Origin of the sequence: Luteimonas yanweni, assembly GCF_039548475.1 — a bacterium.
Classification (GTDB): Bacteria; Pseudomonadota; Gammaproteobacteria; order Xanthomonadales; family Xanthomonadaceae; genus Luteimonas.
On record NZ_JBCLVC010000013.1, the window covers coordinates 177,100 to 198,564 of the forward strand.

The 21,465-nt window shown below is 70.0% G+C and carries 20 protein-coding genes; 5 read left to right on the forward strand and 15 right to left on the reverse strand.

Features of this window, described 5'->3' with window-relative positions; genetic code table 11:
* Window positions 1-30 precede the first annotated feature (30 nt).
* Window positions 31-594 carry an ECF-type sigma factor gene (locus tag WCE39_RS09225; protein ID WP_343276392.1) on the reverse strand — a complete coding sequence of 188 codons (564 nt, stop codon included), beginning with the start codon at window positions 592-594 and terminating at the stop codon, window positions 31-33.
* Between the two features lie 38 nt (window positions 595-632).
* Window positions 633-1,457: a bifunctional DNA-formamidopyrimidine glycosylase/DNA-(apurinic or apyrimidinic site) lyase gene (mutM, locus tag WCE39_RS09230; protein WP_343276393.1), complete on the reverse strand. Its 825-nt coding sequence runs from the start codon at window positions 1,455-1,457 to the stop codon at window positions 633-635.
* Between the two features lie 154 nt (window positions 1,458-1,611).
* Here mutM and WCE39_RS09235 point away from each other — a divergent pair, with 154 nt between their 5' ends.
* The 3 genes from WCE39_RS09235 (at window position 1,612) to WCE39_RS09245 (ending at window position 4,568) form a co-directional block, all read left to right on the forward strand.
* Window positions 1,612-2,820 (forward strand): DesA family fatty acid desaturase, encoded by a 1,209-nt coding sequence (locus WCE39_RS09235; RefSeq protein WP_343276394.1) that lies wholly within the window; start codon window positions 1,612-1,614, stop codon window positions 2,818-2,820.
* A 116-nt stretch (window positions 2,821-2,936) separates the two neighbouring features.
* Window positions 2,937-3,236, forward strand: coding sequence for an EF-hand domain-containing protein (locus tag WCE39_RS09240; protein WP_343276554.1), 300 nt, complete (start codon window positions 2,937-2,939; stop codon window positions 3,234-3,236).
* A 75-nt stretch (window positions 3,237-3,311) separates the two neighbouring features.
* The gene (locus tag WCE39_RS09245) at window positions 3,312-4,568 is read left to right on the forward strand and encodes a putative Na+/H+ antiporter (protein ID WP_343276395.1); all 1,257 of its coding nucleotides are present in this window, start codon (window positions 3,312-3,314) and stop codon (window positions 4,566-4,568) included.
* Between the two features lie 21 nt (window positions 4,569-4,589).
* Here the strand turns inward: WCE39_RS09245 and WCE39_RS09250 are convergent, their stop codons facing one another.
* The 6 genes from WCE39_RS09250 to WCE39_RS09275 all read right to left on the reverse strand — a co-directional run bounded on the left by WCE39_RS09250 (window position 4,590) and on the right by WCE39_RS09275 (window position 11,285).
* Window positions 4,590-5,108 (reverse strand): hypothetical protein, encoded by a 519-nt coding sequence (locus WCE39_RS09250; RefSeq protein ID WP_343276396.1) that lies wholly within the window; start codon window positions 5,106-5,108, stop codon window positions 4,590-4,592.
* Window positions 5,109-5,245: 137 nt separating this feature from the next.
* Window positions 5,246-7,024, reverse strand: coding sequence for a sodium:solute symporter family protein (locus WCE39_RS09255; protein ID WP_343276397.1), 1,779 nt, complete (start codon window positions 7,022-7,024; stop codon window positions 5,246-5,248).
* Window positions 7,025-7,034: 10 nt separating this feature from the next.
* On the reverse strand, window positions 7,035-7,292 hold the full coding sequence (locus WCE39_RS09260; RefSeq protein WP_132985879.1) for a DUF4212 domain-containing protein: 258 nt from the start codon (window positions 7,290-7,292) through the stop codon (window positions 7,035-7,037).
* Window positions 7,293-7,321: 29 nt separating this feature from the next.
* Window positions 7,322-8,716 (reverse strand): DcaP family trimeric outer membrane transporter, encoded by a 1,395-nt coding sequence (locus WCE39_RS09265; RefSeq protein ID WP_343276398.1) that lies wholly within the window; start codon window positions 8,714-8,716, stop codon window positions 7,322-7,324.
* A gap of 120 nt (window positions 8,717-8,836) precedes the next feature.
* Window positions 8,837-9,466 (reverse strand): exonuclease domain-containing protein, encoded by a 630-nt coding sequence (locus WCE39_RS09270; RefSeq protein WP_343276399.1) that lies wholly within the window; start codon window positions 9,464-9,466, stop codon window positions 8,837-8,839.
* A gap of 1 nt (window position 9,467) precedes the next feature.
* Window positions 9,468-11,285 (reverse strand): DUF294 nucleotidyltransferase-like domain-containing protein, encoded by a 1,818-nt coding sequence (locus tag WCE39_RS09275; RefSeq protein WP_343276400.1) that lies wholly within the window; start codon window positions 11,283-11,285, stop codon window positions 9,468-9,470.
* A 111-nt stretch (window positions 11,286-11,396) separates the two neighbouring features.
* On the opposite strand from WCE39_RS09275, the gene acs reads away from it, so the two are divergent.
* Window positions 11,397-13,343 carry an acetate--CoA ligase gene (acs, locus tag WCE39_RS09280; protein ID WP_343276401.1) on the forward strand — a complete coding sequence of 649 codons (1,947 nt, stop codon included), beginning with the start codon at window positions 11,397-11,399 and terminating at the stop codon, window positions 13,341-13,343.
* 7 nt (window positions 13,344-13,350) lie between these two features.
* A complete protein-coding gene (locus WCE39_RS09285; RefSeq protein WP_343255539.1) occupies window positions 13,351-14,019 on the forward strand; it encodes a response regulator transcription factor in 669 nt (222 codons plus the stop codon).
* 58 nt (window positions 14,020-14,077) lie between these two features.
* On the opposite strand, the gene WCE39_RS09290 is transcribed toward WCE39_RS09285, so the two are convergent.
* The 7 genes from WCE39_RS09290 to WCE39_RS09320 all read right to left on the reverse strand — a co-directional run bounded on the left by WCE39_RS09290 (window position 14,078) and on the right by WCE39_RS09320 (window position 21,430).
* Window positions 14,078-17,536 carry a PAS domain-containing hybrid sensor histidine kinase/response regulator gene (locus WCE39_RS09290; protein ID WP_343276402.1) on the reverse strand — a complete coding sequence of 1,153 codons (3,459 nt, stop codon included), beginning with the start codon at window positions 17,534-17,536 and terminating at the stop codon, window positions 14,078-14,080.
* 128 nt (window positions 17,537-17,664) lie between these two features.
* Window positions 17,665-17,829: a 50S ribosomal protein L33 gene (rpmG, locus tag WCE39_RS09295; protein WP_199362505.1), complete on the reverse strand. Its 165-nt coding sequence runs from the start codon at window positions 17,827-17,829 to the stop codon at window positions 17,665-17,667.
* 10 nt (window positions 17,830-17,839) lie between these two features.
* A complete protein-coding gene (gene rpmB / locus WCE39_RS09300) occupies window positions 17,840-18,076 on the reverse strand; it encodes a 50S ribosomal protein L28 (protein ID WP_343276403.1) in 237 nt (78 codons plus the stop codon).
* 308 nt (window positions 18,077-18,384) lie between these two features.
* Complete coding sequence (locus tag WCE39_RS09305; protein WP_343276404.1) at window positions 18,385-19,317, reverse strand: ParB/RepB/Spo0J family partition protein; 933 nt, start codon at window positions 19,315-19,317, stop codon at window positions 18,385-18,387.
* Window positions 19,314-20,102 carry a ParA family protein gene (locus WCE39_RS09310; protein WP_343276405.1) on the reverse strand — a complete coding sequence of 263 codons (789 nt, stop codon included), beginning with the start codon at window positions 20,100-20,102 and terminating at the stop codon, window positions 19,314-19,316. Before WCE39_RS09310 ends, WCE39_RS09305 begins: the two co-directional genes overlap by 4 nt.
* A gap of 67 nt (window positions 20,103-20,169) precedes the next feature.
* Window positions 20,170-20,820 carry a 16S rRNA (guanine(527)-N(7))-methyltransferase RsmG gene (gene rsmG / locus WCE39_RS09315; RefSeq protein ID WP_343276406.1) on the reverse strand — a complete coding sequence of 217 codons (651 nt, stop codon included), beginning with the start codon at window positions 20,818-20,820 and terminating at the stop codon, window positions 20,170-20,172.
* 16 nt (window positions 20,821-20,836) lie between these two features.
* Window positions 20,837-21,430 carry a 4'-phosphopantetheinyl transferase family protein gene (locus WCE39_RS09320; protein WP_343276407.1) on the reverse strand — a complete coding sequence of 198 codons (594 nt, stop codon included), beginning with the start codon at window positions 21,428-21,430 and terminating at the stop codon, window positions 20,837-20,839.
* Between the last annotated feature and the right edge of the window lie 35 nt (window positions 21,431-21,465).

Genomic DNA, 21,465 nt, shown 5'->3' on the forward strand with positions numbered 1-21,465 from the left:
CAGCCGCGCGCGTGCCCGCCGGGCGCCCCGTCAGTCGGCTTTCAGCGAAGCCAGCAGGTACAGCCTCGCCTTCTGCCAGTCGCGGCGGATGCTGCGTTCGGAGCGCTCCAGCAGCTCGGCGATCTCGACCTCGGACAGGCCGGCGAAGTAGCGCAGTTCGACCACGTGGGCGAGCCGCTGGTCGACCGCGGCCAGCCGGGTGAGCGCGGCGTCCAGGGCGAGCATGTCCTCGTCCAGGCGCAGGCCGCCTTCGAGGTCCTCGGGCAGGTCGGTGACACGGTGCAGGTCACCACCGCGCTTCTGCGCCATGCGCTGGCGGGCGTAGTCGACCACCACGCTGCGCATCGCCGATGCGGCGTAGGCGAAGAAATGGGCGCGGTCGTCGAACTGGGCCTCGCGCCGCCCGATCAGCTTGAGGTAGGCCTCGTGCACCAGGGCGGTGGCGTCGAGCGTCTGCCCGTACTGCCCGGCCAGCTGGCGCCGCGCCATGCTGTGCAGCTCCTGGTAGAGCGTGGCCAGCACGTTGTCGAGCGCGGCGCGGTCGCCGCCGCGGGCGGCGTCCAGCAACAGCGTGATGTCAGCAGAGTCGTCCATGGCACTCCCCGGGGACGCCTGATCATAACGCCTGCGGCTCAGCGCTGGCAGGACCCGCACCAGACCGTGGCACGCTGCGCGACCAGCGCCTGCCTCAGCGGGCGGCCGCAGCGCGGGCAGGGCTCGTCGCCGCGTCCGTAGACCGAGAGCTCCTGCTCGAAGTAGCCCGGGGCGCCGTCGGGCGAGATGAAGTCGCGCAGGGTGGTGCCGCCCCGGGCGATGGCCCGCGACAGCACCGCGCGGATCTCGCTGGCGATGGCGGCATAGCGCTCCCGCGATATGCGGCCTGCCGCGCGCAGCGGCGACACACCGGCGGCGAACAGCGCCTCGGCGACGTAGATGTTGCCCACGCCCACCACCACCCGCTGGTCCATCAGGAAGGCCTTTACCGGCGCCCGGCGGCCGCGGCTGCGTGCGAACAGGTAGTCGCCGTCGAAACCCTCGTCCAGCGGCTCGGGGCCGAGCGCGGCGAGCAGCGGGTGCACTTCCCCGGGCGGCTGCCAGAGCAGGCAGCCGAAGCGGCGCGGATCGGTGAGGCGCAGCACGCGGGCGGCGCCCTGGGGGTCGGCCAGGGCGATGTCGACGTGGTCGTGCAGCGCGGCCGGCGTGTCGGCAGGCAGCACCCGCAGGCTGCCCGACATCCCGAGGTGAAGCAGGGCGCTGCCGGCGGCGGTGTCGAGCAGCAGGTACTTGGCGCGCCGGCGCACGGCGTCGATGCGCTGGCCGGGGAGCCGCTCGCCGACCTCGGGTGGAATCGGCCAGCGCAGGTCGGGTCGGCGCAGCAGCACGCGCTGCACGCGCGCGCCCTCCAGGTGCGGCGCCAGGCCGCGGCGGGTGGTCTCGACTTCGGGCAGTTCGGGCATGGCGGCAGCGTGGGGGCGCCCGGGTTCCCGCGCAAGACGGACCCCGCTGGCGAACGTGAAGCGGAGACGGGCCATACGCCACCGCAGGGTGGCAATCGACCCGCGCAGCTCCCATGATTGGAGGCGAACTCCTCCTCCCGAATACTCCCACGCCATGCCTGCTTCCCTGCTCGACTTCCTTGCCGGTGGCCTCGTCCAGTCCGGTTTCTGGGGCCTCTTCGCGTTCTTCCTCGTCGTCACCCAGCTGACCATCTTCACGGTCACGCTGTACCTGCATCGCAGCCAGACCCACCGCGGCGTCGACTTCCATCCGGTGCTGGCGCATTTCTTCAGGTTCTGGGGCTGGCTGACCACCTCGATGATCACCAAGGAATGGGTGGCCATCCATCGCAAGCACCATGCGCGCTGCGAGACCGAGGAAGACCCGCACAGCCCCATGCACAAGGGCATCAAGGAGGTGTTCTGGAAGGGCGCCGAGCTCTACCGCGAGGCGCGGACGCATCGCGCCGACATGGAGCAGTACGGCCGCGGCACGCCGGACGATTGGATCGAGCGCAAGCTTTACACCCCGCACGCCACCATGGGCCCGGTGTTGATGCTGGCCGTCAACGCCACCCTGTTCGGTGCCGCCGGCGTCGCGATCTGGGCGATCCAGATGCTGTGGATCCCGTTCTGGGCCGCCGGCGTGGTCAACGGCCTCGGCCACTGGTGGGGCTACCGCAACTTCGAGACCACCGATACGGCCACCAACCTCAGCCCCTGGGCGGTATGGATCGGCGGTGAGGAGCTGCACAACAACCACCATGCCTTCCCGAGCTCGGCCAAGTTCGCCCTGCGCCGCTGGGAGTTCGACATCGGCTGGGCCGTGATCAAGGGCCTGCAGGCGCTGGGCCTGGCCAAGGTGCTGCGCGTGGCGCCTTCGCTCGACGTGCGCCCGAACATCAACGTGCCCGATTCCGACACCCTCAAGGCGCTGCTGGCGCTGCGCTTCCAGGCCATGACCGACTACCAGCGGCGCGTGCTCAAGCCCGCGCTGCGCGAGGAAGCCGCCGCGGCCGGGGCGAAGCTGCGCGCGCTGCTGCCGCGCAAGCTGCGCCGCGGGCTGGTGGACGACGGCCGCTGGCTGCAGCCCGAGGCCCGCGCGGAGCTCAATGACTGGGTTGAACAGCGCCCGCGCATCCGCACCCTGGTCGACTACCGCGCCCGTCTGGCGGCCGTGCTTGAAGCGCGCAGCCAGAACGCCGCCGAGTCGCTGGCCCACCTGCAGGCCTGGTGCCACGAGGCCGAGGCCAGTGGCATCCGCGCGCTGCAGGACTATGCCGCGCGGCTGAAGGGCTACTCGCTGCAGCCCGCGCGCGCCTGAGGCAGGGCGCCTTCGTGCCCGCCGTGATCGGCCTGGATACGCGACGGCCCGGCTGGAGACAGCCGGGCCGTCGCGCGTCCGGTCCGGCGCTGGTGCTTGGCGCACTGCTTGCCGCGATGTCCATGGCCGCACCGGCGCAGGTCACCGCAACCCGCGACTACCTCGAACGCATGGACGCTGACGGTGATGGCCGGGTGTCGCTGGCCGAGTACCTCGACTGGATGGGCTACGCGTTCCGGGAAATGGACCGCGACGAAAACGGCGTGCTCGCCCCCGCCGAACTGCCCGGCGGCAAGGGCGGGCCGATCACGCTGCAACAGCACCGCACCCGGCTGGCGGCGCGGTTCGCGAAGCAGGATGCGGACGGCGACGGCTTCCTCGACGCAAGAGAGCTGGCCGCGCCGCCGCAGCGCTGAGCCGGTCTTGCGCCTGCCGGCAGGCGAAGGGCTTGTTAGTATCCGCCGCATGTGGGGATACCTTGCGATGCGCGCATGAGTCCTGCGACGATCGAAATCGTCGCCACCGTGCTGTTCGCGCTGGCGATCGTGCATACCTTCAGCACCACGTTCTTCCTGCGCCTGGCGCAGCGGCAGCCGGCGCATGCCGGCAGCTGGCACCTGCTTGGCGAAGTGGAAGTGGTGTTCGGCTTCTGGGCGATGCTGCTGGTGGTGGCGTTCGCCCTGCTCGAGGGCGTACCCGACGCCACCGCCTACGTCGACTCGCGCAACTACACCGAGCCGATGTTCGTGTTCGCGATCATGGTGATCGCCGGCACGAGGCCGATCCTCTGGGCGGCCACCCACCTGGTGGACGGCCTGGCGCGGCTGCTGCCCTGGCGCAACGGCCTGGAATTCTGCTTCAGCGTGCTGGCCCTGGTACCGTTGCTGGGTTCGTTCATCACCGAGCCGGCGGCGATGACGCTGGCGGCGATGATGCTGGCGCGGCGCGTCTACGCGGTGAACGTGTCGAACAGGGTCAAGTACGCGCTGCTCGGCACCCTGTTCGTCAACATCTCGATCGGCGGCGTGCTGACGCCGTTCGCCGCGCCGCCGGTGCTGATGGTCGCGGGCAAGTGGAACTGGGACATCGCCTTCATGATGGCGAACTTCGGCTGGAAGGCCGCGCTCGCGGTCATGTTCAACGCCGCCGCCGTGGTCTTCGTGTTCCGCAAGGAGCTGGGCAGGCTGCCGTCGGTCGAGGCGGGCACCAGCGCGCCGATGTCGATCCCGCTGGTCATCGTGCACCTGCTGTTCCTGGTCGGACTGGTGGTGTTCGCGCACCACCCGGCGGTGTTCATGGCGATCTTCCTGCTGTTCCTCGGCGTCGCCAACGCCTATCGCCAGTACCAGGACCGCCTGATCCTGCGCGAGGGCCTGCTGGTGGCCTTCTTCCTCGCGGGCCTGGTGGTCCTTGGCGGCATGCAGCAGTGGTGGCTGGAGCCGCTGCTGATGAACATGAGCAGTAATGCCGTGTTCTTCGGCGCGGCGGGCCTGACCGCGATCACCGACAACGCCGCGCTGACCTATCTCGGTTCGCTGGTCGAGGGTCTCAGCGACCAGTTCAAGTACATGCTGGTGGCCGGCGCGGTGGCTGGCGGCGGCCTGACGGTGATCGCGAACGCGCCCAACCCGGCCGGCATGTCGATCGTGCGCCGGCACTTCCACAACCAGTCCGTGCATCCGCTGGGCCTGTTGCTCGCGGCCCTGCCACCGACCGTGGTGGCGATGGCGGCACTGCGCTGGCTCTGAGCCGGCGTCGCGCGCCCGGGCTCAGTCGCCGCAGGCCTTGCGCAGCACCGGATCATCCGCGGGCAGCTGCACCCAGTTCGCGTTCTTCAGCTGCCCGCCGTGCTCCAGTTCGACCTGGTCGAGCAGGTCGGCACGGCGCTGCGCGCTGCAATCGAACACCGCGCCGTACTGCCGCGTCGGCTCCCAGCGGCCGGCGAGGATGATGCGGGTGAGCACCTGGCCCGGCATATCGGCATGGCGGCGGTCGAAGCGGTGGTCCACGGCGATCAGCCGGGTGCTGAGCGGGACGACGTAGGTCCACGGCCGGTACCAGGAGCGGACCTCGTTGCTGGAGGCGACCTCGACCCCGTCCGGGAAGGTGCCGGTGGTGCGGTCGAGCCAGGAATACTCGAACCAGATCGCCATCAGCAGCATCCCGGCACCGGCCGCGGCCGGCACGATCCACTGCGGCAGGCGCCGGCGCAGGACGAGGTTGATCGAGAGCGCGATGCCGGCCAAGCCGAAGCCGGCGGCGATGATGGCGATGAACTCCAGCAGCATGGATGCTCCCGATGCGGTGGCGGGTAGATGAAGGGAGATTGTAGTCGCGGCCGACAGCGCAGGATCGCGCGTCCCGCAAGCAGTGCGGCCCGCCCCCGTCGCCGGGAGCGGGCCGCCGTTTCAGCACCTTGCGTGGATCAGTGGTGGCCGGTGGCCGCAGCCGCGCCGCGCGGGACGCGGATGTCCTCGACCAGGTGCTGGATGTGCTCCGGCACCGGCTTGGTCAGCTTCATCGTGATGTAAGCGGCGATGAAGTTGAGGAGCGCGCCGATCGCGCCGAAGCCCAGCGGCGAGATGCCGAACAGCCAGTTCTCCGGAGTGTCGGCCAGCATGTTCGTGCCCGGGATGAAGAACCAGCCCTTGTAGGTGAACAGGTACACGCTGGTGGCGATCAGGCCGGTCAGCATGCCGACGATCGCGCCGGTGGAGTTCATCTTCGTGGAGAAGATGCCCATCATGATCGCCGGGAACAGCGAGCTTGCCGCCAGTCCGAAGGCGAACGCCACCGTCTGCGCCGCGAACCCGGGTGGATTCATGCCCAGCCAGGTGGCCAGGACGATCGCCGCCGCCATAGACACGCGCGCGGCCAGCAGCTCCCCCTTCTCACTGATGTCCGGTTTGAACGTCCGCTTGATCAGGTCATGGCTCACCGCCGAGGAGATCGCCAGCAGCAGGCCCGCCGCCGTCGACAGCGCCGCCGCCAGGCCACCGGCCGCGATCAGGGCGATCACCCAGCCGGGCAGGCGCGCGATCTCCGGGTTCGCCAGCACCAGGATGTCCTGGTTGAAGGTGATCATCTCGTTGCCCTGCCAGCCGCGTTCGGCCGCGATGGCCGCGAACTCGGTGCTGGCCTCGTTGTAGGACTGGATCATGCCGTCGCCGTTCTTGTCCTCGAACGCCAGCAGGCCGGTCTGCTCCCAGTTGTGCATCCAGTCCGGGCGCGCCTCGTAGGTCAGCGATTCGGCGGCGCGGGTGCCCTCGGGATAGATCGTGGTGAGGATGTTCAGTCGCGCCATCGCGCCAACGGCCGGGGCCACGGTGTAGAGCAGTGCGATGAACACCAGCGCCCAGCCCGCCGACCTGCGGGCGTCGGACACCTTGGGCACGGTGAAGAAGCGGACGATCACGTGCGGAAGGCCGGCGGTACCGACCATCAGCGACAGCGTGAACAACGTCATGTTGAGCGTGGAATCATGCAGCCCGGTGTAGTCATTGAAGCCCAGGTCCACCAGGATCTGGTCGAGGCGCGCCAGCAGCGGCATGCCGCTGTCGACATGGGTGGAGAACAGGCCCAGCTGCGGGATCGGGTTGCCGGTCAGCTGCAGCGAGATGAACACCGCCGGGATGGTGTAGGCGATGATCAGCACGATGTACTGCGCCACCTGGGTGTAGGTGATGCCCTTCATGCCGCCCAGTACCGCGTACACGAACACTACCGTCGAGGCGATCAGCAGGCCGGTATTGGTATCGACCTCGAGGAAGCGCGAGAACGCCACGCCGGCGCCGGTCATCTGCCCGATCACGTAGGTGATCGAGATCATCAAGAGCGACGCCACCGCCACCAGGCGCGCGGTGCGGCTGTAGTACCGGTCGCCGATGAACTCGGGCACGGTGAAGCGGCCGAACTTGCGCAGGTAGGGCGCCAGCAGCATGGCCAGCAGCACGTAGCCGCCGGTCCAGCCCATGAGGTAGGCGGAGTTGCCATAGCCGACGAAGGCGATCAGGCCCGCCATCGAGATGAACGATGCCGCCGACATCCAGTCCGCCGCGATCGCCATGCCGTTCATGGCCGGGTGGACGCTGCGGCCCGCGGCATAGAACTCCGAGGTCGAACCGGCGCGCGCCCAGATCGCGATCACGATATAGACCAGGAACGAGCCGCCGACGAAGATGAGATTGAGAGTGAATTGATCCATGGCCGGCCCCTTATTGCTCGTCCACGTCGTACTCGCGATCGAGCCGGTTCATGTACCAGGTGTAGAAAACGATGAGCGCGATGAAGGTCAGGATCGACCCCTGCTGGGCGAACCAGAAGCCCAGGTCCGTGCCGCCGATGCGGATGCCTGCCAGCAGCGGGCGCAGGATGATGCCGAACCCGTACGAAACCAGGGCCCAGATGCCCATGCAGATGAAGATGATCCGGAGATTGGCCTTCCAGTAGTTCTGTGGTGATTTCTCGGACATGGCTGTCTTTGCCCCCTCAGGCAGGTGGATCAGAAGGTGTACTTGACGGTGGTCTGGATGCGCTTGAGGTCGCCCTTGCGGTTGTCCTCCAGCTCACGCTGGCCCCAGCCGATCTCGGCGCCGATGTCGAGCTTCGGGAACGGCGAATAGATCAGGTTGGCGTGGAAGGACTGCGAGCGCTCGGTCGCGCCGAAGCTCTGCACGATCCCGTTCGCATCGATCACGCTTCCCCAACCGGCAAGCCCGCGGTCGTTGTCGAACTCGGCCACCGAATACATCAGGTTGCTGCGCAACTTGCCGTTGAAGGCATGCCGCCATGCGACGAAGCCGCCGGCTCCGTTCTGCGCGTGCAGGTTGCCGTTGGCGTCGAGCACCGAATCCGCGCCAACGCCGAAGCCCAGGTAGCGACCGATGCCGCTGCCGTAGTTGGCCATCCAGCGGATGTCGTCGTTTGCGCCGATGTTGAAACGGCCCGACAGGCTGACCGCAGCCCCGGTCTCGCTTTCGTCGCCCGACTTCAGCTGGCGCAGCAGGCCCGCGGCACTGAAGTGGCCCCAGTCGCCCTTCATGACGTAGCGCGCAGTCACGTCGGGCATCGAATCACTGCCGCCGGCGTTGTTGCGAGCGGCGGTCGCGATGTTGCCGACCGTGGTGTGCGGGTTTTCCAGGGCCACCGAGAACGGGCCGCTGGTATAGCGGATCTGCGCCTGGCGGACGAAGGTGGTGCCTTCGGTGACGCCGACGAAATCCACGGCTTCCGGCAGCGCCGCCACGTCCTGGAAATTCGACCAGGTCTGGCCGGCCAGCCAGCTGTTCCAGGTCACGAAGGCCTGGCGCAGGGTGATGCCGTGGGTGTTGGTATTGACCTCGTTGCCGAGGTTGGCGCTGCCGCCGCCGTACATGTCGGCTTCGATGTAGGCGCGGAACTTGTCGCCGCCCTCGGTGGTGTGGTCGGCGGCGAACCAGAAGCGCGAGAACGCGGCGTGCATGTCGGTGTAGGGATCGCTGTCGGGCTCGGCGCCGTTGGCGGCCACCGGGATCGTGCCGGGCACGTAGAACAGGCGTCCCGCCGAACCCTCGGCGATCGCGCCGTCGCTGGTGTCGGTGACCATCGCATCGAACTTGATGAAGCCGCCGTAGGTGAACACCGCCTCCGGGTTGGCCAGGATCGGCTTGGACTGCACCGGCTTCACCGCCGGCTGCGCCACCTGGACCGCATCCAGGCGGGTCTGCGCCTGGGCGATGCTCTCCTGCTGCTGTTGCTGCCCCTGCAGCAGGGTCTGGATCTGCGCTTCAAGCTGGGCAACCCGTGCCTCCAGCTCCTGTTCCTTCGCACTCTGCGCGAAGGCCATGCCGGGTGCCGCCAGTGCGACCAGTACCGCGGTCGCCAGCAATCGCCGTGAATTGCGTCGTTTCGTCGTCATCGCTCCCTCCCACAGGATGCCCGCGCAGCGCGCGGTGTCCCGAGCCTGACTGCGCGGCTTGCCCCCGGGTATTCGCCATTGGTCGAATACCCGGGCGGTGCGGATGCGCCTCGTGGCGCCCTATCGGCCGCCGAGGTGCCTGCGCGGCGCCGTCGGCGATTGCAGCGCCAGCCAGCACAGGCCCACGGTGACCGCGTCGCCCAGCGCGCTGTGGCGGCCGAGCACCGGGACGCCCAGGCTGTCGGCGATGTGCCGGAAATCGAGGTTCGGCGGTGCGTTGGGCTGGGCGCGGCGTTCGCGCGCAGCGAATGCATCCGCGAGGTCGACACGCGGGTTGGGCAGGCCGAAGCCGGTGAGCGCGCGCACGTGCGGCGACAGCATCGCCAGGTCGAAGGACAGGTTGTAGCCGAGCAGGGTGCGTCCCTCGAGCCACTGCAGGAAATCGCGCACCGCGGCCGTCACCGCCACGCCTTCCGCGGCTTCGTCGGGGGTGATGCGGTGGTGGCGGATGGACTCGATGCCGAAGGCGCGGTCGGCGCGTATGCGGCGTTCGAAGCGCTCGGACGTCAGCACGCGGCCGTCGCGCACGGGCACCGCGGCGAGGCTGAGGATGTGGTCGTGCTTCGGATCCAGGCCGGTGGTTTCCAGGTCCAGGCTGACCCATTCGCCCGGTGGCGCGGGCCGCAGCAGGCAGGCCCATTCGCCGTCGCCGGCCTTGCGTTTCAGCAGCCAGCGCCGGAAAGCACGCATCCTAGTCCCGCAGGTGGAAGCTTTGGCGGATGTGGCTGCGGAAGTCCTTGACCACGTGCAGCGCGTCGCGCATCAGCTCGCGGTCGAGCCGGCGCAGCCGCGAAGGATCGATGTGGTTGCCGGGGGCGCTGCCGTCGGCCAGCGCCGCGAACTGCGCGTCCAGGCGCATATGCTGGAACACGTTGAGCGCCTGCGGCAGGTCGCGGCCCAGCCCGGGCGACAGCTCGCCGCACTCGACCAGCGCCGCGCAGCGGTCGCGGCTGCCGGTGGCGGTGATCCCGTGGCGCAGCGCCAGGCAGCGCAGGCCGTGGACCACCGGGAAGATGCCGCCCTTCTTGATGTCGGTGCCGACGCCGCCGCCGCGGACCCGGCCGAAGAAGGTCAGCGGGGTGTCGAACTCGAGCGTGGCCGCGGCCAGGTGGTGGAGCAGGATCTCGTCGTGGCCCAGCGCCATCAGCGCGCCCTTGACCGGCGCGAACAGCGCCGCGTTGCCGGCCACCGGCCGCGCGTCGAGCGCGATCGACAGGTCCAGCGCACCCTGGCCGCCATGCACGCGCTTCCACTGGCCGATGCGGTCGCGCCACTGCGTCGCGCTCATGCGCCAGTGCGGGTTGTCGACCATCACCCGGCCCGGGCACGGCGGGTAGCCGACCTTCGCCAGCGCGGCGCTGAAGCGGCCCATCGCATCTTCAAGCCCCGGCCATTCAAGCCCGTCGGCGAGCACCAGCGCGTTGTCCTGGTCGGTCTTGAGCAGCTGTTCGCGGCGGCCTTCGCTGCCCATGACCAGCAGGCAGACGCGGTCGCGCAGCTCCGCCGGTACGACCAGCTCGAAGATGCGGCCCATGATGCGGGTGTTGAGCGCGCTGACCAGCTCCATCATGTAGGGGATGCGCGTGCCGTTGACGTTCAGGCTGCGCACCAGCCGCGGCATTCCGGAGGCGGCCTCGGCGATGGCGTCGATATCGCGGGCGCGGGCCAGGCGCAGGCTGATCAGGTGCGAATGGCTGGCGAAGTGCGCCAGCACCTCGGCCATGCCCAGGGTGCCCGCGACCTTGCTGCCTTCGGTCACCACCACGCGCTCGATCTGGCGCTCGGTCATGTCGATCAGCGCCTGGAACAGCACTTCGCCGGTGCCGATGGTGGCCAGCGGGCGCGTGGCAAGCGGACCGATCGGCGCGTCCAGCGGCAGGCGCTGCTGCGTCAGCGCATCCAGCAGGTCGGTGCGGGTGACGATGCCGGGGGCGTCGTGGGCGCGGTCGTAGACAAGCAGGCAGTCCACGCGCCGCTCGCGCAGGCGCGCGCTGGCCGCGGCGATCGTGGTCGTGGCGTCGACGCGCTCGGGCGGCGCCAGGTCGGCCTCGCCCACCCGGATCACCATCAGCTCGCCGGCATCGCGGCGTTCGCTGCTGCTGGAGAGCCGGCCCTTGGTGGCCAGGCCTTCGTTGAAGTACGCCGCCACGCGCGGGTTGTCGGCCAGCAGCTGGCGGAAGGTGGGGGCCGGGATCAGATGGCTCAGGCAGTCGCCTGCGGCGCGGTAGCTCAGGCGCGCGCGCCCGGCCATGACCGCCCAGGCGCCGATGACGTCCCCCGGCCCGTAGTCGGCGAAGCGCTCTTCCCGGCCGCGGTCGTCCACCTGGAAGGCGTGGACCAGGCCCTTGAGGATGACGACGACGTGCGGCGAGTCCTTGCCGGCTTCGATCAGGGTGGTGCCGCCGGGATGGAAGCCGATGTCCACGCTGGCCTGCAGGCGCCGGCGGCCGGCGTCGTCGAGCAGGTCGAAGGGCGGCAGGCTGAGGTCCAGGCCGGGCACGGGATCCATGGCCGCATTGTGCGTCGCCAGCGCGGGGCGGTGAATAGACCAAGGTCTAAAAACCTCGCCGCCCGGCAATGCGGCAAACTGACCTGTACACGTTCCAGAGGGTGAGCCGCCATGTCCGAAGATATCTACCCCGTCCCAGAGGACTTCGCCGCGCAGGCCAACGTTACCGGGGCCGACTACGCGCGCGACTACGCCGAGTCCATCCGCGATCCCGACGCGTTCTGGGGCCGCATCGCCCAGCGACTGGAGTGGATGACGCCGCCGACCCGCATCCGCGACGTCAGCTTCGACCGCGAGGACTTCCGGATCCGCTGGTTCGCCGACGGCGAGCTCAATCTCAGCGTGAACTGCCTGGACCGCCACCTCGCCACCCGCGGCGAGAAGACCGCGCTGATTTTCGAGCCCGACAGCCCGGGCGACGAGGCGAAGCGCGTGAGCTACCGCGAGCTGCACGCCCGCGTCTGCCGCCTGGCCAACGCGCTGCGCAGCCTCGGCATCGCCAAGGGCGACCGCGTCACCATCTACCTGCCGATGATCGTCGAGGCGGCCGTCGCCATGCTTGCCTGCGCGCGCATCGGCGCCGTGCACAACGTGGTCTTCGGCGGCTTTTCCGCCAACTCCATCGCCGACCGCGTCGGCGACTGCAAGGCCAAGCTGATCATCACCGCCGACGAAGGCCTGCGCGGCACCAGGAAGGTGCCGCTGAAGGCGAACGTCGATGCCGCGCTCAAGCTGCCGGGCACGACCACCGTCGAGACCGTGCTCGTGGTCCGCCACACCGGTGGCGCGGTCGACATGCAGATGCCGCGCGACCGCTGGTACGACGCCGTGGTCGACGGCCAGCCGGACACCTGCGAGCCCGAGCGCATGAACGCCGAGGACCCGCTGTTCATCCTGTACACCTCGGGTTCCACCGGCAAGCCCAAGGGCGTGCTGCACACCACCGGCGGCTACCTGCTGTTCGCGTCCTACACCCACGAGTGCGTGTTCGACCTCAAGGAAAACGACGTCTACTGGTGCACCGCCGACGTCGGCTGGGTCACCGGCCACAGCTATATCGTCTATGGGCCGCTGGCCAACGGCGCCACGTCGCTGATTTTCGAGGGCGTGCCGAGCTATCCGGACGCCTCGCGCTTCTGGCAGGTGATCGACAAGCACCAGGTCACCATCTTCTACACCGCGCCCACCGCCATCCGCGCCCTGATGCGCGAGGGCGAGGAGCCGGTGAAGCGCACTTCGCGCAAGTCGCTGCGCCTGCTGGGCAGCGTCGGCGAACCGATCAACCCGGAGGCCTGGCGCTGGTACTACGAGACGGTGGGCGACAGCCGCTGCCCGATCGTCGACACCTGGTGGCAGACCGAGAACGGCGGCATCCTGATCTCGCCGCTGCCCGGTGCCTGGCCGACCAAGCCGGGCTCGGCCACCAAGCCGTTCTTCGGCGTGCAGCCGGCGATCGTGGATGCCGCCGGCAACATCCTCGAGGGCGAATGCGAGGGCAACCTCGTGATCATGGACTCGTGGCCGGGCCAGATGCGCACCGTCTACGGCGACGACCAGCGCTTCTTCGACACCTACTTCGCCGCCTACCCGGGCATGTACTTCACCGGCGACGGCGTGCGCCGCGATGCCGACGGCTACTACTGGATCACCGGCCGCGTCGATGACGTCATCAACGTGTCCGGCCATCGCATCGGCACCGCCGAGGTGGAAAGCGCGCTGGTGCTGCACCCCAAGGTGGCCGAGGCCGCCGTGGTCGGCTTCCCGCACGACATCAAGGGCCAGGGCATCTACGCCTACGTGACCCTGATCGCGGGCGAGGTCGAGAGCGACGAGCTGCTCAAGGAGCTGGTGGCGCACGTGCGCAAGGAGATCGGCCCGATCGCCTCCCCCGACTTCCTGCAGTGGGCGCCGGCGCTGCCCAAGACCCGCTCGGGAAAGATCATGCGCCGCATCCTGCGCAAGATCGCCGAGAACGCGCCCGACCAGCTCGGCGACACCAGCACGCTCGCCGACCCGTCCGTGGTCGATGCGCTGCTTGGCAACCGGCGGGGCGCCTGACACGCACGTGGCCACCCTGCTGATCGCCGACGACCACCCGCTGTTCCGCGAAGCGCTGCGGGGGGTCGTCGCACGCGTGATGCCCGGGGCCACCCTGCGCGAAGCCGACAACGTCGACAAGCTCTACGCCCTGGTTGAGTCCGAGCCCGACGCCGACCTGCTGCTGCTCGACCTCAACATGCCGGGTGCGCACGGCTTCAGCGCCCTGGTCCACCTGCGCGCGCAGCATCCTGAGCTGCCGGTGGTCGTGGTCTCCGCGCGTGAAGAGCCGGCCGTGATGCGCCGCGCGCTGGACCACGGCGCCATGGGCTTCATCCCCAAGTCGGTGGACTCGGCCACGCTGGGCCAGGCGCTGGCGCAGGTGCTCGAAGGCGACCGCTGGGCGCCGCCGGCCGCGCTTGTCGCCCCGGCCGCGGGCGCTGAAGAGCACGACGCCGCGCAGCGCGTGGCCGACCTCACCCCGCAGCAGTTCCGGGTGCTGCAGATGCTGGGCATGGGCCTGCTCAACAAGCAGATCGCCTATGACCTGGGCGTGTCCGAGGCCACCATCAAGGCGCACATGACCGCCATCCTGCGCAAGCTCGGCGCCAGCAACCGCACCCAGGCGGTGCTGATCGCCGGCAGGCTGGCGCTGGAGCCCGGCGTGATGGCGCCGCAGCCCGACGAAGGCGACTGAGGGGCCGTCGGCTCGTCGCCCGTGCCCGACCCTCTCCTGCAGGTGTCGGTGCCGCTGGCTACGGCGTATGCCCGGCCATGTGCGGGCTCCGCTGCGCCGCCAGGAAGGCCCGCAGCGACGCCGGCTTGATCGGCTTGGTCAGCACCCGGTAGCCGCGCGCGCGCGCATCGCGCTTGACCTGGTCGCTGCCGTCGGCGGTCACCAGCGCGCCCGGCACGCGCGGTCCGTGCTCACGCAGGGCGTCCAGCGTGTCCAGCCCGTCCATGCGGTCATGCAGGTGGTAGTCGACCAGCAGCACGTCGGGCGCCTGCGCCATCTTCTGCAGCGCCTCGTCCACCGTGGTTGCGCGCAGGACTTCGATTTTCCAGCGCCCCAGCAGCAGCACCATGCCGGCGAGGATGTCGACGTCGTTGTCCACGCACAGCACGCGCATGCCTTCGAGCGAATCCGGCAGGCTGGTGGCGGGCACCGGGACGGGCGGCAGCACGGCGTGTGCGGAGCGCGGCACGCGTATGGAGAACATGCTGCCGCGGCCCGGGCGCGAGCGCACGTCGAGCGGATGCGACAGCACGTTGGAGATGCGCTGGCAGATCGACAGGCCCAGGCCCAGGCCCTGGGCGTCCCAGCTGCCCGGCTGGTCGATGCGGAAGAACTCCTCGAAGATCTGTCGCAGGTGGTACTCCGGGATGCCCGGGCCGGTGTCCCAGACCTGCAGTTCCACCGCGCCGCCGCGCGGCCGGGCGGCGAGCACGATGCGCCCCTCGCGGGTGTAGCGCAGGGCGTTGGCCAGGAAGTTCTGCAGCACCCGGCGCAGCAGGCGGCGGTCGCTGCGCACGGGCAGGTGGCGGGCGTGCACGCGCAGGTCGATGCCGCGGGCCCCCGCCAGGGGCGCGTACTGCGCGGCAAGGTCGGCCAGGAGTTCGGCGGCGTCGAAGTCGGACAGCTGCGGTTCCAGCGCGCCGGTGTCCAGTCGCGAGACGTCCAGCAGGCCTTCAAGCAGCTCTTCGGCGGCGCGCAGCGAGGTGTCCACGCGCTCGGCCAGGTGGTGCTGTTCGGCCGCGGTGTCGCTCTCGCGCAGCGCCGATGCGAACAGGCGCGCGGCGTTGAGCGGCTGCAGCACGTCGTGGCTGACCGCCGCCAGGAAGCGCGTGCGCGAGGCCTGCGCGGCCTCGGCCTCGCGGGTCCGGGTGGCCACGCGCTGCTCCAGCGTCTCGTTCACCTCGCGCAGCTCGCGCTCGACGCGCTTGTACTCGGTGACGTCGCTGTAGCTGGTGACGTAGCCGCCGCCGGGCAGCGGCTGGCCGCGCATCTCCACCACCTGTCCGGTGCTGCGCACGCGTTCGAACACGTAGGGCGAGCCCGCGCGCATGTAGTCCATGCGCTTCTCGACTTCGGCCTCGACGTCGGGGTTGCCGCCGCCGAGTTCGCCGCGCATGGCGTTGTAACGGATCAGGTCGGCCACCTGGCGACCGACGTAGAGCATGCCCTCGGGATAGTCGTACAGCTCCGCATAGCGCAGGTTCCAGGACACCAGGCGCATCCCGCGGTCGACCACGCTCACGCCCTGGTCGAGGTTGTCGAGCGTGGCCGAAAGGATGGCGCGGTCGAAGCGCAGGTCCTGGCCGGCCTCGTCGAGCACCGCGACCACCTCGGCCACGTCCATGCCGGAGCCCTTCAGCGCGCTGGTCATCACCAGGCGCGCCGAAGACGCACCGATCGCGGCCGCCAGCAAGCGCTCGGTGAACTGCGCCCAGCTGCGGTCGGTGGGCGTATCCGGCTCCAGCTCGCGGCCACTGGCGGCGGCATGGTCGGCAAAGGCGCGACGCGCGGTGGCGACGCCGACGATTCGGCCGGCCAGGACCATCAGGTCGCCGACCTGCATCGAGCTGTAGGGCACGCCGGTGCCCAGCGGAAGCTGCGCGGCGGCGTACGGATCGAGGAAAGGCGCGATCCGCAGCCGCTCCTCGAAGCTCGGCCGCCAGCGGGCGGACACCAGGAACAGCGCGCCGACATTGGCCAGCAGCGACCAGAAGGTGCCGTGGGTGAGCGCGTCCCAGCCTTCGAGCCCGAACAGCTGGCGCGGCCGCAGCCAGCCGAAGCCGAAGGGGCCGTCTTGCAGCCACGCGCCATTGAGCCAGCCCGCATCGGTCAGCGTGGGCAGCAGCAGCGTGTAGAGCCACATCGCGAAGCCGAGCAGCAGGCCGGCCTCCACGCCCTGGCGGCTGGCACCACGCCAGTACAGGCCGCCGATCAGCGCCGGCGCGAACTGCGCCACCGCCGCGAACGACATCAATCCGTAGGAGGCCAGCGTGGTGTCGCTGCCGCTGACCCGGTAGTAGCCCCAGGCCAGTGCAGCCAGGCCCAGGATGGTCGCGCGCCGGATCCACAGCACGGTGGACGCCACGTTGCCGTCGTGGCGCTGCGCCCAGCCGCGCGCCAGCAGCGGCGGCATGATCAGGTCGTTGGAGACCATGGTCGCCAGCGCCACGCTGGACACGATCACCATGCCGGTGGCCGCGGAGAAGCCGCCGACGTAGGCGAACAGCGCCAGCAGGTCGCGACCCTCCCCCAGCGGCAGCCCGAGCACGAAGGTATCCGCCGACGCGACCGAGCCGCTGCCGTACATCGCCAGGCCCGCGGCGGTGATCGGCAGCACCGCCAGCGACACCAGCGCCAGGTAGCCGCCGAACATCCAGCGCGCGCGGCGGATGTCGGCTACGTCCATGCATTCCACCACCGCGACGTGGAACTGCCGCGGCAGGCAGATGATCGCGGTGAAGGCGAGCAGGGTCTGGCCGATGAAGCCCACCGGCGGGGCCTCGGCCAGCAGCGTGCGGGTGGCCTCGGCCAGCTGGAGTTCGCGGCCGGAGAACCAGAACACCGCGAATGCGCCCACGAACAGCAGCGCCACCAGCTTGACCATCGATTCCAGCGCGATGGCCAGCATCATGCCCGGGCGGTGCTCGGTGGCGTCCACCTGGCGGGTGCCGTAGAGGATCGCGAACAGCGCCATCAGCACGGCGACGTACAGCGCGGGATCGCCGATGCTGTCCAGCAGCTCGTCGCCGCCACCAAGCACCTGCAGGCTCAGGGTGACCGCCTTGTACTGCAGCGCGAGGTAGGGCACCGCGGCGATCAGCGCGATCAGGGTGACCAGGGCCGCCAGCCGCTGCGCGCGGCCGTAGCGGGCGGCGATGAAGTCGGCGATCGAGACCGTGCTCTGGCTCTGTGCCACCAGCGCCAGGCGCTCCAGGATGCGCCAGCCGAACAGCAGCATCAGCAGCGGGCCGAGGTAGATCGCGAAGTAGCCGATGCCGTTGCGCGCCGCGGTGCCGACCGCGCCGTAGAAGGTCCACGACGAGCAGTACACCGCCAGTGACAGGCTGTAGACCAGCGGCCGCATCCAGGTGCCGCCGGCGCGCATGTGCACCGGGTTGCGGTCGCCCCACCAGGCAACCGCGAACAGCAGCGCCGCGTAGCCCAGCGACACCAGCAGCAGGATCCAGCCTGGAAGCATCCGCGTTCCCCTCCCCGGGGAAAGAAGGCCGGGGCAGGATAGCGCGTGCCATCACGGCCATGGCCGCTCCCGCAACGAAAAAGCCCGCCATGCGGCGGGCCTTTCGAAGATCGCGTGAGGCCGTGGCCTTACTTGATCTTGCCTTCCTTGTAGATCACGTGCTTGCGGACGACGGGATCGTACTTCTTGATCTCCATCTTCGCGGGCGTGTTCTTCTTGTTCTTGTCGGTGGTGTAGAAGTGGCCGGTGTTGGCCGAGGAGATCAGGCGGATTTTGTCGCGCTTGCTGGGCATGGTGTCCTCCTCAGACCTTTTCGCCGCGGGCACGGAGCTCGGACAGGACCGAGTCGATGCCATTCTTGTCGATGGTGCGCATGGCAGCCGCGGAAACGCGCAGCTTCACCCAGCGGTTCTCGCTGGCGACCCAGAACCGGCGCTCGTGCAGGTTGGGAAGGAAACGGCGACGGGTCTTGTTGTTGGCGTGCGAGACGTTGTTGCCGGTCTGCACGCGCTTGCCGGTTACCTGGCAAACTCGGGACATAACGCACCTCGATGGTGTTTGGGTGTTCCCCATGGCCTGGGGGACGGCGGCCCCGGCGAGCCCGTGTGGGCCTGCCGTGCGAAGCGGGTCAGGGACGCTGCCGGGCGGGCGCCGAAATCGCACTTCCGGGGCCGCCGGGTCGCCCAAAGGGCGGCCGGACGCAGCGAGCCAAGCATTATGCGGCATGGCGGGCGGGCCATGCAAGCAAGGGCGGCGCGTGGTCGCCTGATCGCGGCCATGGCCGCTCCCACAAAGAGCCGCTCCCACGCGAGCCGCTCCAAGGAGGGCATGGTGCGGGGCCGGCGGGCTCAGCGCTGGCGGCGCAGCCGTTCCAGCACGCCTTCCAGTGAATCCAGATCGCTGTAATGGATCACCAGCTTGCCCTTATTGCCGCGTCCGTGGGCGATGCTGACCTTCGTCGCCAGCGTCTCCGACAGTTCGTTCTCCAGCGCAACGATGTCCGCCTGCGGCCTGGCTGTTCCGGCGCCGCCCCTCTTCTTTGCGGTCGACGGCACCCGGCCGGCGGCGAACTGCTGGGCGCGATGCTCGACCTCGCGCACCGACCAGCCGTGTTCGGCGGCATCGGCGGCCAGCTTGCTGGCGAGCTCCGGCGACAGCGTCAGCAGGGCGCGGGCGTGGCCCATCTCCAGGCGGCGGGCCTCCACCAGCGCGCGGATCGCCGGCGGCAGCTCCAGCAGGCGCAGCAGGTTGGAGACCGCCGCGCGCGAGCGGCCCACGGCTTCGGCCGCGGCGGCGTGGGTCAGGTCGAATTCGTCGATCAGGCGCTGCAGGGCCTGGGCCTCTTCCAGCGGATTCAGGTCCTCGCGCTGGATGTTCTCGATCAGCGCCATCGCGACCACGGTGCGGTCGTCGACTTCGCGAACCACCACCGGGATCTCGGCCAGGCCGGCCTCGCGCGTGGCGCGCCAGCGGCGTTCGCCGGCGATGATCTCGTAGGTGCGGTCGGGCAGGCGGCGGACCACGATCGGCTGGATCACGCCCTGGGCGCGGATCGATTCGGCCAGCTCGGTCAGCTTGCCCGGGTCCATGTGCCGGCGCGGCTGGTACTTGCCCGGCGCCAGCGCGTCCACGGGCAGGGTGCGCAGGACGTCGCCGGGGCGCGCCTCGAGCGCCGGCGCGCCTTCGGCGGCCTTGGGGCCGAGCAGGGCCTCGAGTCCGCGGCCGAGGCCGCGCTTCTTCGCCGCGCCGGCCTTGGCCGGCGGCTTCCTGGCTGCGGTCATGCCGCCTTCTCCTTCAGTTCGCGCTCGCGCTGGCGGCGGATCACTTCCCCGGCCAGGCCAAGATAGGCGATGGCGCCGCGCGAGGCGCGGTCGTAGCCGACGATGCTCTGGCCGTGGCTTGGCGCTTCGGCCAGGCGCACGTTGCGCGGCACGATCGTGCGGAAGACCCTGTCGCCGAAATGGGTGACGAGCTCGGCCGAGACCGCGTTGGTCAGGTTGTTGCGCACGTCGAACATGGTGCGCAGCACGCCTTCGATCTCCAGCGCCGGGTTGAGCTTCTGCTTCAGCGCCTCGATGGTCTGCAGCAATGAGCTCAGGCCTTCCAGCGCGTAGTACTCGCACTGCATCGGCACCAGCACGCTGTCGGCGGCGGTGAGCGCGTTGAGCGTGAGCAGCGACAGCGCCGGCGGACAGTCGATGATGATGTAGTCGTACTTCGGGCGCAGCGGGTCGAGCGCGCGCTTGAGTCGCTGCTCGCGGCCCTCCTCGTCCATCAGTTCGATCTCGGCCGCGGTCAGGTCGGTGTTGCCGGGCAGCAGGTCGAAGCCCTCTGGCGTGCGCACCAGTGCATCGGCGGCGCTCACTTCTTCCAGCAGCACGTCGCAGGTGGACGCGGCCAGCTCGCGCTTGTCCACGCCACTGCCCATGGTCGCGTTGCCCTGCGAGTCGAGGTCGACCAGCAGTACGCGCTTGGGCGTCTGCGCGAGCGCGGAGGCAAGGTTCACCGCCGTGGTCGTCTTTCCGACGCCGCCTTTCTGGTTGGCGATGGCGATGATGCGGGCCATGGGCTCGGTCTGCCTCGATGCAGGGCTGCGGCGGGAACCGGGCACGGAATCGTGACCGGGTCGGTGATTATGCCCCGGCGGGCGCCGCGCGGCCCACCACCACCAGGTGGCGTTCGGCGGCAAGGCCCGGCACGGCCAGCGGATGCACCGCTTCGGCCTGCCAGCCGGCGGGGAGCGCGGCGATCTCCGCCTCGGGGCGCGCACCCTTCATTGCCAGCAACCGGCCGCCCGGCGCGAGCAGCTGGCCACCGACGGCAAGGATGTCGGCGAGGGTGGCCATCGCGCGCGCGGTGATCGCGTCGAAGGCGCCGGGCATGTCCACGGCTTCGGCCCGCGACTCGGCTACGCGCGCGTTGGCGAGTCCGAGCGTGCGCACGGCCTCGCGCAGGAAGCGCGCCTTCTTGCCGTTGGATTCGACCAGGGTGACCTGCAGCGCCGGCAGCGCGATCGCCAGCGGGATGCCGGGCAGGCCGGCGCCGGTGCCGAGGTCGGCCAGGCTGGCGATGCCGCGCACGTGGGCCTGCATCGACAGCGAGTCGAGCAGGTGCAGGGTCACCATCTCGCGCGGGTCGCGGATGGCGGTCAGGTTGTAGGTGCGGTTCCAGCGCGCCAGCAGGTCGAGGTAGCGGCGCAGCGGCGCGGCCAGCGCGGGATCCAGGCCAAGCTCGGCGAGGCCGGCATCGAGCGCGGCGTGGGGGTCGGTGTGCATGGCGGCCATTGTAGGCGGCGGCGCGTCAGGCCCAGCGCGCGCGCCAGGCCACGGTGGCCAGGTAGTCGGGCGCCGGCCGGAACGTCTCCAGGGTCCAGTCCGAGGGGACGCCGAGCGCGGAATCGCAGTCGGCCAGCTGCCAGGCGTCATCCACGCAGGCGAACACCAGCCGGTGCAGTCCGAAGGACAGGCCCTGGCCGTGCGCCTTGAGCACGGCCTCCTTCGCGCACCACAGGCGCACGAACGCCGCTTCGCGCGTGGCATCGGGCATTGCCGCCAGGGCCGCGGCTTCTTCTTCCGCAAAGAAGCGGTCGGCCAGGACCTGGGCCTTGGGCCGCGGCCGCTTCACCTCGATGTCGATGCCCACGCGAAGCCCGCGCGCCAGCGCCATCAGCAGGCCTTCGCCGCTGTGGCTCCAGCTCGCATCCCAGTCCTGGTGCGGCGCGCCGAGCTGCGGGCGTCCGTGCGCGCTGCGGCTGATCGAAAGGCTGGCGGCGGGGACGGCCAGCTCGCCTGACAGCCAGTCCCGCACCAGCGGTTCCGCGGGCTGGCCGTGGCGATAGCGTCGCCACGCGCAGCGGACGGGGCCGAGCTGGAGCTGGCCGGGGGGCAGCGGCATCTGCGCGGGATTCCTTTGGATGCGGCAGGGGTGCA